Source organism: Brevundimonas sp. AVps5, from assembly GCF_058681515.1.
The window spans coordinates 1,681,592-1,695,315 of sequence record NZ_CM178740.1 but is presented as its reverse complement, the minus strand read 5'-3'; the positions used below and the strand labels follow the sequence as shown (position 1 = coordinate 1,695,315).

Genomic DNA, 13,724 nt, shown 5'->3' with positions numbered 1-13,724 from the left:
GTTTTCCTAGCGATCAGGTCAGGCGACGGCGGGGGCGGTGACGGGCGGGATGTTGGGGGCGTGAGGACCAGGCTCGTCTGCGGGCTGATCCGCGAACTCTTCCTGTTCGGCGAAGGGGCCGCGCTTGATGGTCTTCAGGATCAACCCGACCTCGATCACCGCCAGGCCGCCGTAGAGGACCGTAAAACCGATGATCGTGGTCCACAGCTGGGGCACGCTCAGGCTGGAGGCCCCCAGGAAGGTCGGAAGGACGCCGTCTACAGCCCAGGGCTGACGCCCGACCTCGGCGACGATCCAGCCCAGTTCGGCGGCAATCCAGGGCAAGGGAATGGCGAGCACTGCCAGCCAGAGGAACCAGCGGGTTTCATGTTTGCGAAGGGTGCACAGGACGAAGGCCGTGGCGAACAGGGCGATCATGGCGAAACCGATCGCGGCCATGAACCGGAAGGTCCAGAACATCACCGGCACGTTGGGCACAGTGTTCCAGGCTGCGACGACGATCTGGTCGGGCGTGGCCTGACGCGGATCCGCGACGAGTTGCTTCAGCATGAGGCCGTAGCCGAGATCATTGCGGTGCAGCTCGAAATCGCCGCGCGCAACCGGATCGTTCGGGTTCGCCTTGATACGCTCGAGCGCGTCATAGGCCAGAATGCCGGATTCGATGCGTGTCTGGGCCGTGGCGACCAGAGGGAGTATGCCCTCGACCTCCCCGTCGAGGCTTCGCGTCGCCATCAGCCCGAGCGCCCAGGGAATGGTCACCGCGGCATCAGTGCGGTGCGTTTCCATGTTGGGGAAGCCGAAGGCCGTCAGGCCAGCCGGTGCCGCCTCGGTGTGCCACATGGCCTCGATCGCGGCCAGTTTCATTTTCTGGTTGTCGGTGAGCGCGTAGCCGCTCTCGTCGCCCAGAACGACGACCGACAATGAGGCTGCCAGCCCGAAGGCGGAGGCCACAGTCATCGAGCGCCTGGCGAAGGCCCTGTGCCTGCCCTTGAGCAGGTAGAAGGCAGACACGCCGAGCACAAACACCGAGGCGATGACATAGCCCGCGCTGACGGTGTGGACGAACTTGGCCTGGGCGACCGGGTTCATCAGCACGGCCATGAAGTCGGTGACCTCCATCCGCATGGTGTCGGGATTGAAGGTCGCGCCGACCGGGTTCTGCATCCAGCCGTTGGCGATCAGGATCCACAGGGCCGACAGATTGGTGCCGAGCGCGACCATGAAGGTCACGAACAGGTGGCCGACCCGGCTCAGCTTGTCCCAGCCGAAGAACATCAGCCCGACGAAGGTCGCCTCAAGGAAGAAGGCCATCAGGCCTTCGATCGCCAGCGGGGCACCGAAAATGTCGCCGACGTAGTGGCTGTAGTAGGCCCAGTTCATCCCGAACTGGAACTCCATGGTGATGCCGGTCGCGACGCCCAGGGCGAAATTGATGCCGAACAGGGTCGCCCAGAAACGGGTGATGGTTCGCCAGATCGGCCGGCGGGTCATCACATAGATCGACTCCATGATGACCAGCATGAAGGACAGGCCGAGCGTCAACGGCACGAACAGGAAGTGGTAGAGGGCCGTCAGCGCGAACTGCAGCCGGGAGAGGTCGACGACCGCCAGGTCCATGGGAGAGCTCCGGATCGCCGATCCCCACGACCGACGAGACCCTCCGTCTAGAGACGGGCCCGTGGACCGGCTTTGATTTCGATCAAAGCCGGTCCACGGGCCTCCCCTTATGGCTGCGGCATGACGCTTGCGACGCTTGCTCCCTCCACCGGACCCATCACCCTGCCTCCCGAACGCCGCCTCGCGCTTTGGGCGCGGTCACACCGCCGCGGACGGACGCTCGCGGACCTGCTGACGGTCCTGGATGCGATCCCCGCCATCGGATTTGCGGCGGGCTTGGCCGGAGCCCTCGGTCGATTGGCCGGCGGGGACGGACAGATCGGGCTCTGGCTCGCGCTCGCGCTCCTGAGCCTGGGTGCCAGGGCGGTGCTCGCCCAGCTCGCGGTTCGCGTATCGGCGGCGACGGCGATGGGGGTCAAGCGCGGCGTGCGCCGTTTCGTGCTTGAGGACCTGTTCGAGGGGCGACGCAACGGAGCGGGCGGCGTGTCTTCGGCCGTCGAGGGCGTCGAGGCCCTGGACGGCTATTTCGCGAGGTTCGCCGCGCTGCGGAAGGCCGCGACGATCGCCCCGTTGCTGATCATCGCGGCGGTCGGGTTCGCCAGCCCTGTCGCAGCGTGCGTCCTCCTGTTCACCCTCGTGCCGTTCGCGGCCGGCATGGCGCTGGCCGGCATGGCCGCCGCGGCCGAGAGCCGGCGTCAGTTCGAGGCACTGCAGCGACTGTCCGTCCTGTTCCTTGATCGCATCCGGGCCTTGCCGGTCCTGATCGCGTTCCAGGCCGAGTCGCGCACGGTCTTGGAGATCGGTCGCGCTTCGACGGAGCTGGCGCATCGCACCGGGCGTGTCCTGAAGGTCGCCTTCCTGTCCTCCGGAGTGCTGGAGTTTTTCGCGGCCTTGTCGGTCGCCCTGGTGGCCGTGTACTGCGGGTTCAACCTCCTTCGTCTGCTCCCGTTTCAAGTGCCGGAAACGCTGACGCTCACGCGCGCCTTCTTCGTTCTCGCCCTCGCGCCCGAGGTTTATGCGCCGCTGCGACGGCTGGCGGCCGCCTACCACGACCGTCAGGCGGCGGAGGCGGCGGTTCCCGCGCTTGTCGAAGGCGCCGACCAGAGTCCGCGGCGGCCCCAACCCCGGATCATCTGGGACGAACCGCCCGCGATCCGATTCAGGGATGTCGAGATCCGATACGAAGGCGGACCGGCGATCCTGAGCCGGTTTGATCTGGATGCCCCGGCGGGCTCCGTCGTGGCGATCACCGGCGCAAGCGGCTCCGGGAAGAGCAGCCTGCTGCATCTTCTGCTGGGCCTGGCGCCGCTGTCGGCAGGCGAGGTCGAGATCGGTGCACAGCGCCTTTCGCAGATCGGCGACTTTGCGGGCTCGGTCGGCTGGGCCAGCCAGGCGCCGATCGTAATCCCCGGGACCCTGGGCGAGAATATCGCCCTCGCAGGCCAGGGCGTATCCTCCGGCGCGATCCTGCGCGCTGCCGGCCGGGCCGGTCTGCATGGCGATCTCGGGCGGAAACTCGACGAGCGGGGCGGCGGCCTGTCCGGCGGGGAACGGCGGCGGTTGGGTCTCGCTCGCGCCCTGCTTTCGGACTCGCGGGTTCTTGTTTTTGACGAGCCCACGGCCAACCTTGATCAAGACACGGAGACAGCCGTGCTCGGCGCGCTGCGACAGGCCTGCAAGGGCCGCACCGTTCTCATCGCCACCCACTCCGAGGCTGTGCTGGCTATCGCCGACCATGTGGTGCGGCTGTGACGGCAGGACGTCTCCAGCTTCACGCCTTGCTGGCCCGACAACGGCGGGCCCAGGGCGTCAGCCTGGCGACGGCGGCCGCGTGCGCGGTCGTGGCCGCCGCGAGCGCGGTGCTTCTGCTCGGTCTCTCAGGCTGGTTCATCACCGGTGCCGCATTGGCGGGACTGGCCGGAGCGGGCGCGGCCCAGGCCTTCAACGTCCTGCTACCGAGCGCAGCGATCCGGCTGCTGGCCATCCTGCGCACCGGGGCCCGCTACCTGGAACGGGTCAGCGGCCACGACGCGGCGCTGAAGGCCTTGGCGGCCCTACGGCCGGCCCTCTTCGCGGAACTGGCCTCCGCCGCGCCGGACAAGGCCCTGGCGTTTTCCAGCGGGGAGGCGTCCGCCCGGTTTGTCCAGGACGTGGATGCGATCCAGACCCTGTTCGTGCGTCTCAGCGGACCCTGGGGTGCCGCGGCCGGATCCGTGGCGGCGATCGGTCTCGCAGGACTGGTCGATGTCAGGGCGGGGATCCTGGTGGCGCTCGGCCTGGCGATCTCGGTGTCCGGATCGCTCGTCATCGGTCGACAGTGGATCGATCCGGCGGGACGTGAGGTCCAGGTCGCTGTCGGTCGGCTGAAGGATCGTCTGGCCTCCCTGCAGGCCTCGGCCGCTGAACTGCGCGCCTATGGTCTGGAAGGCTGGGCGGTCGTCGAAAGCGATCGCACCGCTTCCGCTCTCGATGAGGCCACCCGCAACGTGTCGATCGCCGGCGGCCGGGTCGCGGCGTGGCAGACGCTTGCCATGGGCGCGACCGCAGTCGGTGTGTTCGCTGTCTCGATCCAGCATCCTCCGGCGCTCGTCGCCCTCGCGGTGCTCGCGTCGGTCGCTTCGCTGGAGGCCGCGTCATCCCTGTCCGCGCATTTTCGATCCGCCGGTGCTGCGGATCAGGCGCTGATCCGGCTATCGGAGCTTATCCCTGACCCTGCAGTTCCGGTGTCCGACGTCTGGCGCATGGGCCCGGTCTCGAAGCTGGCGTTCCGGTCGGTCGGCCTGGGCCTTGATCCGCCCCACCGCCTGGCGGTCACGGGCGCGACGGGCCTCGGCAAGACGACCCTGATCGAACGGCTGATGGGCCTCCGTCCCTGTCCGGATCGCAGTCTCACCGTCGCCGGTGCCCCCTCGCGTGATCAGGATCGAGCCGTGCTTCGCCGACAGTTCTCCTACGCGGCCCAGGAGGTCCGTCTTCTGACCGGCACCGTTCGGACCAACCTCAGTATAGCTGATCCGGAAGCCCGCGACCAGGACCTCTGGGGCGCTCTTGAAGACGCAGATCTTGCGGACCGTGTTCGTCTTTCCCCCCTCGGTCTGGACATGCCGCTGGGCGAGAACGGTGCCTGTCTGAGCGGAGGAGAACGGCGACGCCTCGGCCTCGCCCGCGCCTATCTTCGCAGCGCGCCCTGGCTCGTTCTTGATGAACCCACCGAAGGTCTGGACGCAGTCTGCGAAGCCCGCGTGATCGAGGGTCTGCGGCGGCGCCTCGACCGCAGCGGCCAGGGCCTCATCGTGATCAGCCACCGACCGGCCGTCCGCTCGCTTTGCGACACAGCCATCGAGGTTCTGGGCCTGCAGGCGGGCGGCGAAATCAAGCTGATGATCGACGAACGGCGCGCTGCCGCCGCCTGAGATCAGGCGTCCCCGTCTGCCAGTGCCCGCAGCACGGAAGGCTGTAGGATATGCAGCTCGGTCAGGGATATCAGCCTGATGACGCCGCTCGTCTTCAACCGCGTCAGCACACGACTGACGGTTTCTATGGTGAGCCCGAGATAGTCGGCGATTTCCAGGCGGGTCATCGGCAGATGAACATGCCCGGCGACCGTCGCGCGGACTGGATCATGGCCCGGGAGATCCAGCAGGAAGGTGGCGACCCGTTCCAGGGAGGTCTTCCGTCCGAGGAGCATCATCTGGTTCTGGGCTGCGGCCAGTTCGTGGTTGGCGCGGTCCAGCAAGGCGGCTTCCAGCGTCGGTGTCTCGCGGATCAGCCCGCGATAATCGCTCTTTCGGAAGCGGCAGGCCGTGGCCGGCTCGATCGCCTCCGCGGAGAAGACATAGGTTTCTCCGGTCGCAAGGCCGAGAAAGTCTCCTGCGAACAGGAAGCCGGTGATCTGACGCCGGCCGTCGGAGAGCAGCTTGTAGACCCGGACAGAGCCCGAGGTGATGTTGAACACATGCAGCGCGGGGTCGCCTTCGCGGATCAGGGCTTCGCCGGGCCGAAGGACGATGTGCTCCGCCAGGGCGTCAAGGCGACCGAGATCAGCGTCGTCGATGCTGCCGCACACGCTGAACGCACGCGCGCCGCAGTCGGCGCAGGCGTTGCTGCGGCGACGGTCTGCGCATCCGACGGGAAGAGCCTTGAGCTCAAGCATGATCTTGTCCTGACGGCCGTGAGCCTAAGGCCTGTGCGCGGTCACCGCAAATGACGGATTGATCGAGATCAAGGCGGCCCAGGATGGCTTTCCTTCATGCTGGGCCATGACAGAGGTGCGCGTTCACCCCCTCCTGGCTGCCGATCTGGACGAGGCGCTCGTCCTCGCCAGCCTGGGATCCAGCGCACTGGATCCAGATCACTGGCGGCTCGGTGCCCTGGCGCGGCTGCGGGACCCCTCAACGGGAGGCGTCCTTGTCGCCAGCAACGGATCGGGCCGATTGTGCGGACTTCTGACCTATCGCATCGTCCAGGGCAGCGAGACGGGGCCGAGCCTGGAGGTCGAACGGCTGGTGGCCTTCGACCTCATCCATCCTCGCGCGATCGCCGACGCCCTGATCGCCGAAGTCGTCGTCCTCGCCCGGCTGCAGGACTGCGACAGCCTGCGACTGGTCCGGCCTCTCGACACGCCCGCCGATGCGACCGCTCTCGTGCTCGCCTCCGGGGTTGGCGATCTGCACAGTGTGTTTTGATCTCGGTCAATGCGGCATCGGCTCGGGGAGCCCATCAGGGTTGGCAAGGAGAAACACCATGCCCGTAGAAGCCATCCCCTTTGTCGGAGGCGTCATTGCCGCCTTCGCCCTGTTCATAGTCGCCGTCGGCGGCGCCGCCGTCTGGACCGCCCTTCCGCGACGCGACCTGCCGCGCGCGCGCTGAGTCCCAGGCTCTCGTGAGGGCCGACAGGGCTTCCCGGCCAGCCTTCTCTTGGTGCACCTTGCGTATCCCGGCGCCCGGGGTCGACGATCCCGGGCCCCTCGCGAGGCCTTGAAGAAGCCGACGGGTTCAGGCTGTAATCTGATCGGGTTCAGTGGTCAGGGCGGCCAACGCCGCCTCGATCCGATGGAGCTGCGCTTCGCTGGACTGCAGTCGGTCGTGCAGCCGCATAATCTCAAGTTCAGCCCTCAGATTGACCCGGTAGTCATGTTCCGCTGCCCGCCGATCCCGGGCCGCATGCCGGTTCTGGCTCATCATGATCACCGGGGCCTGCAGCGCTGCGACGGTCGACAGGATCAGGTTCAGGAAGATGAAGGGGTAGGCGTCGAACGCCTTGTCGACGCTCGCCAGCAGGGTGTTCAGCCCGACCCAGGCCAGCAGACAGCCGCTGAACCAGAAGATGAAGGCCCAGGATCCCCCGACCCTCGCCACGCTGTCGGAGATACGCTCCCCGAAACTGCGGTCGTCCGCGGCCGCGAGGGGGTTCATCCCGGTAGGCTCTTCGGAGATTATCAGGTCAATGACGCTCTTCTGCACCTCGGTCAGGGCGTCATAGCCTGTTCCAAGAAGCCCCTGCGCAAGCTCGTCGCGACGATCGATCGAATTCATGAGGTGTCTCTCGGTCCAGCGGGCACCCTTACGGCAGCCGCTGGCGAGGACATTGATTCGGATCAATGTCGACCTGCCGCCAAGCGTTTATCTCGCCGGGCAGCGCGGGCAGGGGCGACTTCATGACGGACAAGCGGATCGCGAGCCTCGGCCACCAGACCAAGGTCATGTCGGCGGAGGCGGCGGCAGTCATGGCATTCGGTCCGGGAGGCGCGGGATGAGCGGGCGCGCGCCGATCCAGGCGCGGATCGAAGAGATCGCGGCCGAGATCGTTCGGCTTCAGAGCGAGCTGGACCAGGAGATATTCCGACGTCGCGAGGCCCTCGGCTGGCGCCTTCACGAGGGTCTGGTGGAGTTCGAGTACGGGGTGGTGGCGGAGCACCGACGCTTGAAGCGGAGCGCCGCCGCCTTCCTCGCCGCCGCGCAGCCCGCAACGGTGCTGACCGCCCCGGTGATCTACTCCCTGATCCTGCCGTTGATGCTGATCGACGTCTGGGCCTCGGCCTATCAGGCGATCTGCTTTCGCGCCTATCGCCTGCCCCGCGTCCCGAGGCGCGACTATCTGATCTTTGACCGCGAGGCCCTAGCCTACCTCAACTGGATCGAGCGCCTGAACTGCTGGTTCTGTGAATACGCCAACGGTGTTGCCGCCTATGTCAGCGAGATCGCCAGTCGGACCGAACAATACTGGTGCCCGATCAAGCACGCGCTCAAGGTCACCAGCCCACACCAGCGCTACCAGGCCTTCGTCGAGTTCGGGGATGCCGAGGGCTACCGGGAACGGCTGGGGCGATTCAGGGAAAACCTGCGAACCGGGACGACGGCATCCACCTGGGGCGTTTCGACAGGCCAATCAGATCCGGGGCCGGAACTGTCGCAGCCGCCAGATGCGCCGGACCGCTGAGGCACCCGGCGTGCGTCCCCGTGGAACTGACCGGCCCTCGTCGGCCAGAGGGATTCGCAATGATGGTGCCGGCTGCAGGAATCGAACCCGCGACATCCAGTTTACAAAACTGGCGCTCTACCAACTGAGCTAAGCCGGCCCTGACGTGATCAGGCCGGGGGTGTAGCTGGCGTGAGGGCGACGACGCAAGCCATCAAACGCCATGCTGAACCCGCCCGACATCCTGCCTGGGGTCATGCTGGTGCTGCCGAAGGTTTTTACGACCTTCGCCTGGCCCGTCGTCTGAAGTTCGGGTCGAAGCCGTTGTCGGTCGTGATGATCGTCAGCCGGGGCCTCGCCTTGTTCGAATACGGCCATGCGGTGCCGACGAACTGGATCGGGCTTCGGTTCAATTCGGCGGCCGTGCCTGAAGCGCGGCGGCGATCCTGGCCGCCGTCGCCTTCAGGTCCTCGACATCGGCCATGCCGGCCTGGCCGTGGCCCTGCAGTGGTCGGTCGGCCCAGCGGGGGATGATGTGGAAATGCAGGTGGAAGACGGTCTGGCCGCCGGCCTCGCCGTTGAACTGCATGATCGAGAAGCCGTCGGGGGACAGGGCCTTTTCGACAGCGCGGGCGATACGCTGGGTCGCGGCGGCGAGCGTCGCCAGGGTCTCGGGCTCGACCTCCAGCAGGTTGCGGGCGGTAGAGGTCTTTGAGATCACCAGAACGTGGCCCTCGGACTGGGGGAAGACGTCCATGAAGGCGAGAACGGCGTCGTCTTCCCACACCGTGACCCTGGGGATCTCGCCGCGTAGAATTCTGGCGAAGATGTTGGAGGGGTCGTAGGGCGCGTGCAGGGTCATGGGGTTCGACCTGATATCCTTCGGCGAGGGGCGCAGACGTGAGAATGACCAAAGGGCCTAGGCGTAGCGCCTGCGCTTTTCGGCCGAGATCAGCGTGGACCGCACGAAGTCGGCGGGCGGGTCGGTCTCGGCCAGCACGGCTTCCTTGATGGCGCGGGGTTCGCCGAAGAGATGTCCCTGGCCCATGGAAATGTCGAGCTCGAGGATGTCGACGATCTGGCGTTCGCTCTCGCATTTCTCGGCGATGACCTCGATGCCGTAGCGGCGTGTCAGCTGGGCGAAGTCGGCGGCCTGGATGTCACGCAGCGAAGGGATCGGCGAGCCGCCGTCAAGGTCCAGCAGCTGTTCGATCAACAGGTCGGCAGCGACCTTCACGAAGCGGACATCGGAGCGTTGCAGGTCGTTGAAATCGAGGTCCAGGGTCTGGACCTTGTCGATCGAGAAGCGGAAGCCGAGGTCGGCCAGCTTGGCCATGTTGCGCGCCTCGACGGCACCGCGGGCGTCGAATGTGGCCTGACCCAGTTCGAAGATCAGGGCCTGGTTCAGGTCGCGGTTCTCCGACAGGAACTCGAGGAACTGCGGGAAGAAGGTCTCGTCGCCGAGGGACGACAGGGCGACATTGCAGAAGACCCCGACCTTCCTGTCCTGACGGGCCAGGCGACGCACGATCTGGGCGCAGCGGAACAGCAGCAGGTTGTCGATGGCGGGGACCAGGCCCTCGCCCTCGGCGATCGACAGATACTCGGCCGGCATCATGACGCGGTCGGTTGAATCGCGCAGGCGGGTGAAGCTCTCGTAGAAGACCGTGCGGCGCTGGGGCAGGGTGACGACGGGCTGGAGATAGAGGTCGACGCGGTTCTCCGTGAGGGCGTCGTGGACGGTCCTGAGCAGCAGGTTCGACTGGTGGTGACGGCGGGCCTCGACGCTGTCAGGGGCGACCATCGGGGCGACCTTTAGCCGCTCGTCGATCGAGACGCTCATCTGCTGGATCAGGTCCTCCAGCATGCGGACTTCGCCGGTCAGTTCGTCGGTGCGCGACAGGGCTCCGGCCTCAATGGCCGTTGCGAGGTCGCCGAGCGCGGTCTGGGTCTGCTCCATCGCGTCGGCCAGAAGGCGGTGAGCCTCGCGGACCTGACCGATCTCGGCGCGCAGGGCCTTGCGTTCGCCGATGCCGGTGAAGATGGCGTGGACGCCGATCAGGATGCCGAACATCCCCAGGCCCGCAGCCGCACCCAGGCCAAGGCCGAGACCGGCGCGCCAAAGAAAGGCACCGACCGTCATCGCCAGGAAGACGTAGCCGAAGAACAGGAAGGCGGTGGTCAGTGCGCGCATGGGAACGGTGAAGTCCGACTTCCCGGATGGAATCGGCCGAGTATCGGGGTATCAGGGCGAAACAGCTAGGGTGTGCGGAACAGAAAGCACGCCGAAACAGGGGATACGCATGGAATTGTTCGATCTGGGCGGCAAGGTCGCCGTCATCACGGGTTCGTCCAAGGGCATCGGCAAGGCCATCGCCGAGCGGATGGCGGAGCACGGGGCCAAGGTCGTCATCTCCTCGCGCAAGGCGGGACCCTGCGAAGAGGTCGTCCAGGCGATCAACGGCAAATACGGCGAGGGTCGCGCCATGGCCATCCCCGCCAATATCGCGTCGAAGGAAGATCTGCAGCGGCTGGTCGACGAGACCAACGCCGCCTGGGGCAAGATCGACATCCTGGTCTGCAACGCCGCCTCAAACCCCTATGCCGGGCCGATGGCCGGCATCGCCGACGAGCAGTTCCAGAAGATCTTCCAGAACAATGTCCTCTCGAACCACTGGCTGACCCAGATGGTGGCGCCCCAGATGCTGGCGCGGAAAGACGGGGCGATCCTGATCATCTCGTCCATCGGCGGCCTGCGCGGCAATGCCCTGATCGGTGCCTACAACGTGTCGAAGGCGGCGGACATGCAGCTGGCGCGGAACCTCGCTGTCGAGTGGGGCCCTTCGAACGTGCGGGTCAACTGCATCGCGCCGGGTCTGATCCAGACCGACTTCGCCAAATACCTCTGGGAAAACGATGAGGTCCTGAAGGCGACGGTCGAGCCGAACCCGATGAAGCGTATCGGGCAGCCGGACGAGATCGCAGGGACGGCCGTCTATCTGTGTTCAAAGGCGGGGTCCTATGTGAACGGCCAGACCCTGGTGGTGGACGGCGGGCTGACGATTGCCTGGTGAGAACGCCAGGGGCCCGGGCCTACGCCAGGACCTGATCTGGCGGCTGGAAGCGGCGCTGTTCGCCGGCTTCATCGGCCTGATGCGGCTGATCGGGCTGGAGGCGGCCTCGAACTTCGGCGGTCTGGTGCTGCGGACGCTCGGACCGATCACCGGAACCCAGAAGACGGTACTGCGCAACCTTCGCATCGCCTTCCCCGGGATGGGCGAGGACGACCGGCAGAGGCTGGCCCTGGCGCAGTGGGAGCAGACGGGACGGACGTTCGCCGAAACGGCGGTGATGGACAGACTGACCCCCGCGTCGGGGCGGATCGACATCGTCGGTGCCGAAAGGCTGGAGGCGATCCGCGCCTCCGGCAAGCCCGTCGTGTTCGTGTCCGGCCACATGGCGAACATCGAGACCATGGCGGCTGTTCTGGTGGCCTCCGGCGTGCCGGTGCAAGTGACCTACCGTGCGGCCAACAACCCCTATGTTGACGCCCAGATCATCGCGGCCCGGGCGCGCTACGGAATCAAGCTGTTCGCGCCCAAGGGCGGCGACGGCGCCCGCGAACTGCTGGCCGGGATGGCGCGGGGCGAGAGCGTCGCCTTGATGAACGACCAGAAATTCTCCGAGGGGCCGGAGGTGATTTTCTTCGGTCAGCCGGTGAACGCGGCGCCGGGGCCGAGCCGGCTCGCGCTGAGGTTCGGGACCGTGCTGCAGCCGATGTCGGTGGTGCGGCTGCCCGGCGTCCGGTTCCGTGTGACGGCGCATGAGCCGATCGAACTGGTGGACACCGGCGACCGGGCGGGTGACATCGCTCGCGGCGTTCAGGCGATCACGACCTTCGTAGAAGAGAGGGTTCGCGAGAATCCGGTGAACTGGTTCTGGGTCCACAAGCGCTGGCCCGACCGGGTCTACAAGGCGCTTGAGGATGGTGCCTGAGGCCTCAGGGGTTGCCGACGCCGTCGATATCCGTGGAAGCCGTCTCGGCCATGTCGGTCGAACGACGGTGTGGGCCCCTGAAGTTGGTCGCGTTGGTGCGACGACGGTCGGGGCCGAAATAGCCGCCGGTCTTCACGAAGGGGCGCGGGCGCATGATCACGGCCTGGATGCGGTCGAAGACGGCCTTGGCGGTGATCGGCTTCACCACGAACTCCGTGACGCCGGCGTCGCGCGCCTCAACCACGCGGTGCTTTTCCGAATGGCCGGTCATCATAATGATCGGCAGATAAGGATCGACGCTGTCGGGACTGTTACGGACCAGGCGGGTGAACTCCACCCCGTCCAGCGGGAACATGTTGAAGTCGACGATGGCCAGATCGATATCGTGAAGGCGCAAGACGTCGAGCGCCATCGCACCGTCCGAGACCTCGCGGATTTTGCGGATGCCGGCCGACTGCAGAATCGCGGATGTGATGGCTCGCATATGCTGGTTATCGTCGACCAGCAGAATGTTGAGCGATTGAAGGGCAGACATTTATGGACGCGCCGAGACTGCCGCCCACGGCGGTCCGATCGTCGATTCTAGGGACAAAGTATCACAAGGTCCACGCGGAACATGAGCCTAGCCGGTCTGGTAACCGGTTTCGGGCGCTGAATGTCCTACCATAAGAGACGGATCGCAGTTCCGATCGCGCCATTTCATGCGCCAGCACAGGTGCGGACCTGTGGCGCGGCCGGTCATTCCGACCCGGCCGATGACGTCGCCGCGTGTGACTCGCTGGGTCGGCAGGACCTCGATCCGGGACTGATGCAGATAGGCGGTGATCAGGCCCTGGCCGTGGTCGATCAGGGTCAGGCCGCCCTCGAAATGCATTCCGGGGCGGGCGAAGGTGACGACGCCGTCCGCCGGGGCCCGGATCGGTGATCCGGCCGGCGCGGCCAGATCGATGCCGAAGTGCGGCCGGGCGGGCGTGCCGTTCAGGACCCGCTGGGAGCCCCACAGGCTGGTGACGCGGTAGCTGTCCAGCGGCCAGGAGAAGCCGGACTGGAAATCGTCGGCGTCCGTGCGGCTGGCGAAACCCTCGGTCTTCAGCGCGATCTCCTGCTGAATGCGGGCGAGCAGCGCGGGGTCGGAGGGTTCGACCGTGGACTGGGGCAGGCCGTTGATGCGGGTGGAGGGAAAGGTTCCCCGGTCGATGGTCAGGGTGCGTCGAGCGATGCGGTTCTGGCTGCGGACCTCCAGCTGGACCGAGGGCGGTGCGTCGCGGTCGAAACCTACGACGAACAGCCCGGTGGCCGAGGCGGTGGTCAGGGCTTCGCCGTCCACGAAGACCATGGCCCGTGGTGCCGACCGGCCCATGGCGAACCCGCCCTGAACGAAACGGCCGTTAAGGGAGAGCCCGTCGTTCGTCTGGGCCAGGACAGGACCGGCGAGGGATGCGGCGCCGGCACCCAGGATCAGGCCGCGCCGCGAAGGCGTCACTGATCGACCATCCGCGAGAGGGCTTCGGTCGGCCCGAGATAGGGCTCCTGATGCTCAACGGACCAGTAGCGCAGGATCTCGAGCGGGATCGGGCGGCCGGAGACGGCGCACAGGACGAAGGGCCCGGGCTTCAGAACGGCGAACTCGCCGTCGCCGTAGTGGAGCGTCGCAGGGGAGGGGGCAGAGGTCATGGAGTGAGACTAGCCGCTT

At 66.6% G+C, this 13,724-nt stretch carries 16 protein-coding genes and 1 tRNA gene; 7 read left to right on the top strand and 10 right to left on the bottom strand.

The features are described 5' to 3' along the window. Window positions 1–18: 18 nt before the first annotated feature. A complete protein-coding gene (locus ACW18A_RS08790; protein ID WP_492021351.1) occupies window positions 19–1,617 on the bottom strand; it encodes a cytochrome ubiquinol oxidase subunit I in 1,599 nt (532 codons plus the stop codon). 120 nt (window positions 1,618–1,737) lie between these two features. On the opposite strand from ACW18A_RS08790, the gene cydD reads away from it, so the two are divergent. Further along, window positions 1,738–3,369, top strand: coding sequence for a thiol reductant ABC exporter subunit CydD (gene cydD, locus ACW18A_RS08785; protein WP_492021350.1), 1,632 nt, complete (start codon window positions 1,738–1,740; stop codon window positions 3,367–3,369). Further along, window positions 3,366–5,030, top strand: coding sequence for an amino acid ABC transporter ATP-binding/permease protein (locus tag ACW18A_RS08780; RefSeq protein WP_492021349.1), 1,665 nt, complete (start codon window positions 3,366–3,368; stop codon window positions 5,028–5,030). The genes cydD and ACW18A_RS08780 overlap by 4 nt, the downstream gene beginning before the upstream one ends. Before the next feature lie 2 nt (window positions 5,031–5,032). Here ACW18A_RS08780 and ACW18A_RS08775 read toward each other — a convergent pair whose 3' ends face one another. Continuing rightward, window positions 5,033–5,770, bottom strand: coding sequence for a cyclic nucleotide-binding domain-containing protein (locus ACW18A_RS08775; protein ID WP_492021348.1), 738 nt, complete (start codon window positions 5,768–5,770; stop codon window positions 5,033–5,035). 58 nt (window positions 5,771–5,828) lie between these two features. On the opposite strand from ACW18A_RS08775, the gene ACW18A_RS08770 reads away from it, so the two are divergent. Both ACW18A_RS08770 and ACW18A_RS08765 read left to right on the top strand, forming a co-directional pair. Further along, a complete protein-coding gene (locus ACW18A_RS08770) occupies window positions 5,829–6,302 on the top strand; it encodes a hypothetical protein (protein WP_492021347.1) in 474 nt (157 codons plus the stop codon). A gap of 58 nt (window positions 6,303–6,360) precedes the next feature. Next, window positions 6,361–6,486 carry a hypothetical protein gene (locus tag ACW18A_RS08765; RefSeq protein WP_492021346.1) on the top strand — a complete coding sequence of 42 codons (126 nt, stop codon included), beginning with the start codon at window positions 6,361–6,363 and terminating at the stop codon, window positions 6,484–6,486. 126 nt (window positions 6,487–6,612) lie between these two features. On the opposite strand, the gene ACW18A_RS08760 is transcribed toward ACW18A_RS08765, so the two are convergent. Both ACW18A_RS08760 and ACW18A_RS08755 read right to left on the bottom strand, forming a co-directional pair. Beyond that, window positions 6,613–7,152: a DUF1003 domain-containing protein gene (locus ACW18A_RS08760; protein ID WP_492021345.1), complete on the bottom strand. Its 540-nt coding sequence runs from the start codon at window positions 7,150–7,152 to the stop codon at window positions 6,613–6,615. A 28-nt stretch (window positions 7,153–7,180) separates the two neighbouring features. Beyond that, window positions 7,181–7,345 carry a hypothetical protein gene (locus tag ACW18A_RS08755; protein ID WP_492021344.1) on the bottom strand — a complete coding sequence of 55 codons (165 nt, stop codon included), beginning with the start codon at window positions 7,343–7,345 and terminating at the stop codon, window positions 7,181–7,183. 24 nt (window positions 7,346–7,369) lie between these two features. On the opposite strand from ACW18A_RS08755, the gene ACW18A_RS08750 reads away from it, so the two are divergent. Beyond that, complete coding sequence (locus tag ACW18A_RS08750) at window positions 7,370–8,056, top strand: hypothetical protein (protein WP_492021343.1); 687 nt, start codon at window positions 7,370–7,372, stop codon at window positions 8,054–8,056. Between the two features lie 63 nt (window positions 8,057–8,119). On the opposite strand, the gene ACW18A_RS08745 is transcribed toward ACW18A_RS08750, so the two are convergent. From ACW18A_RS08745 to tipF, 3 genes are all read right to left on the bottom strand, one after another. Further along, window positions 8,120–8,195: transfer RNA gene (locus ACW18A_RS08745), tRNA-Thr, on the bottom strand. Window positions 8,196–8,444: 249 nt separating this feature from the next. Then, on the bottom strand, window positions 8,445–8,897 hold the full coding sequence (locus ACW18A_RS08740) for an HIT family protein (protein WP_492021342.1): 453 nt from the start codon (window positions 8,895–8,897) through the stop codon (window positions 8,445–8,447). A gap of 57 nt (window positions 8,898–8,954) precedes the next feature. Next, the gene (gene tipF, locus ACW18A_RS08735) at window positions 8,955–10,229 is read right to left on the bottom strand and encodes a flagella assembly cyclic-di-GMP phosphodiesterase TipF (protein ID WP_492021341.1); all 1,275 of its coding nucleotides are present in this window, start codon (window positions 10,227–10,229) and stop codon (window positions 8,955–8,957) included. Between the two features lie 109 nt (window positions 10,230–10,338). On the opposite strand from tipF, the gene ACW18A_RS08730 reads away from it, so the two are divergent. After that, window positions 10,339–11,109, top strand: a complete 771-nt coding sequence (locus ACW18A_RS08730) for an SDR family NAD(P)-dependent oxidoreductase (protein WP_492021340.1) — start codon at window positions 10,339–10,341, stop codon at window positions 11,107–11,109. A gap of 79 nt (window positions 11,110–11,188) precedes the next feature. Next, window positions 11,189–12,031, top strand: coding sequence for a lysophospholipid acyltransferase family protein (locus ACW18A_RS08725; RefSeq protein ID WP_492024373.1), 843 nt, complete (start codon window positions 11,189–11,191; stop codon window positions 12,029–12,031). Window positions 12,032–12,035: 4 nt separating this feature from the next. Here ACW18A_RS08725 and ACW18A_RS08720 read toward each other — a convergent pair whose 3' ends face one another. From ACW18A_RS08720 to ACW18A_RS08710, 3 genes are all read right to left on the bottom strand, one after another. Next, entirely contained in the window at window positions 12,036–12,566 is a 531-nt protein-coding gene (locus tag ACW18A_RS08720; protein WP_492021339.1) for a response regulator, read from the bottom strand. A gap of 87 nt (window positions 12,567–12,653) precedes the next feature. Further along, on the bottom strand, window positions 12,654–13,514 hold the full coding sequence (locus ACW18A_RS08715; protein ID WP_492021338.1) for a M23 family metallopeptidase: 861 nt from the start codon (window positions 13,512–13,514) through the stop codon (window positions 12,654–12,656). After that, window positions 13,511–13,705, bottom strand: coding sequence for a DUF2093 domain-containing protein (locus tag ACW18A_RS08710; protein ID WP_492021337.1), 195 nt, complete (start codon window positions 13,703–13,705; stop codon window positions 13,511–13,513). The genes ACW18A_RS08715 and ACW18A_RS08710 overlap by 4 nt, the downstream gene beginning before the upstream one ends. Between the last annotated feature and the right edge of the window lie 19 nt (window positions 13,706–13,724).

What these genes read in the sequence shown, in the direction of transcription:
- ACW18A_RS08720 (WP_492021339.1), bottom strand. Translation starts at nt 12,566, where the DNA reads ATGTCTGCCCTTCAATCGCTCAACATTCTGCTGGTCGACGATAACCAG.
- ACW18A_RS08710 (WP_492021337.1), bottom strand. Translation starts at nt 13,705, where the DNA reads ATGACCTCTGCCCCCTCCCCTGCGACGCTCCACTACGGCGACGGCGAG.
- ACW18A_RS08775 (WP_492021348.1), bottom strand. Translation starts at nt 5,770, where the DNA reads ATGCTTGAGCTCAAGGCTCTTCCCGTCGGATGCGCAGACCGTCGCCGC.
- ACW18A_RS08725 (WP_492024373.1), top strand. Translation starts at nt 11,189, where the DNA reads ATGCGGCTGATCGGGCTGGAGGCGGCCTCGAACTTCGGCGGTCTGGTG.
- ACW18A_RS08790 (WP_492021351.1), bottom strand. Translation starts at nt 1,617, where the DNA reads ATGGACCTGGCGGTCGTCGACCTCTCCCGGCTGCAGTTCGCGCTGACG.
- ACW18A_RS08730 (WP_492021340.1), top strand. Translation starts at nt 10,339, where the DNA reads ATGGAATTGTTCGATCTGGGCGGCAAGGTCGCCGTCATCACGGGTTCG.
- tipF (WP_492021341.1), bottom strand. Translation starts at nt 10,229, where the DNA reads ATGCGCGCACTGACCACCGCCTTCCTGTTCTTCGGCTACGTCTTCCTG.
- ACW18A_RS08760 (WP_492021345.1), bottom strand. Translation starts at nt 7,152, where the DNA reads ATGAATTCGATCGATCGTCGCGACGAGCTTGCGCAGGGGCTTCTTGGA.
- ACW18A_RS08755 (WP_492021344.1), bottom strand. Translation starts at nt 7,345, where the DNA reads ATGACTGCCGCCGCCTCCGCCGACATGACCTTGGTCTGGTGGCCGAGG.
- ACW18A_RS08765 (WP_492021346.1), top strand. Translation starts at nt 6,361, where the DNA reads ATGCCCGTAGAAGCCATCCCCTTTGTCGGAGGCGTCATTGCCGCCTTC.
- ACW18A_RS08750 (WP_492021343.1), top strand. Translation starts at nt 7,370, where the DNA reads ATGAGCGGGCGCGCGCCGATCCAGGCGCGGATCGAAGAGATCGCGGCC.
- cydD (WP_492021350.1), top strand. Translation starts at nt 1,738, where the DNA reads ATGACGCTTGCGACGCTTGCTCCCTCCACCGGACCCATCACCCTGCCT.
- ACW18A_RS08740 (WP_492021342.1), bottom strand. Translation starts at nt 8,897, where the DNA reads ATGACCCTGCACGCGCCCTACGACCCCTCCAACATCTTCGCCAGAATT.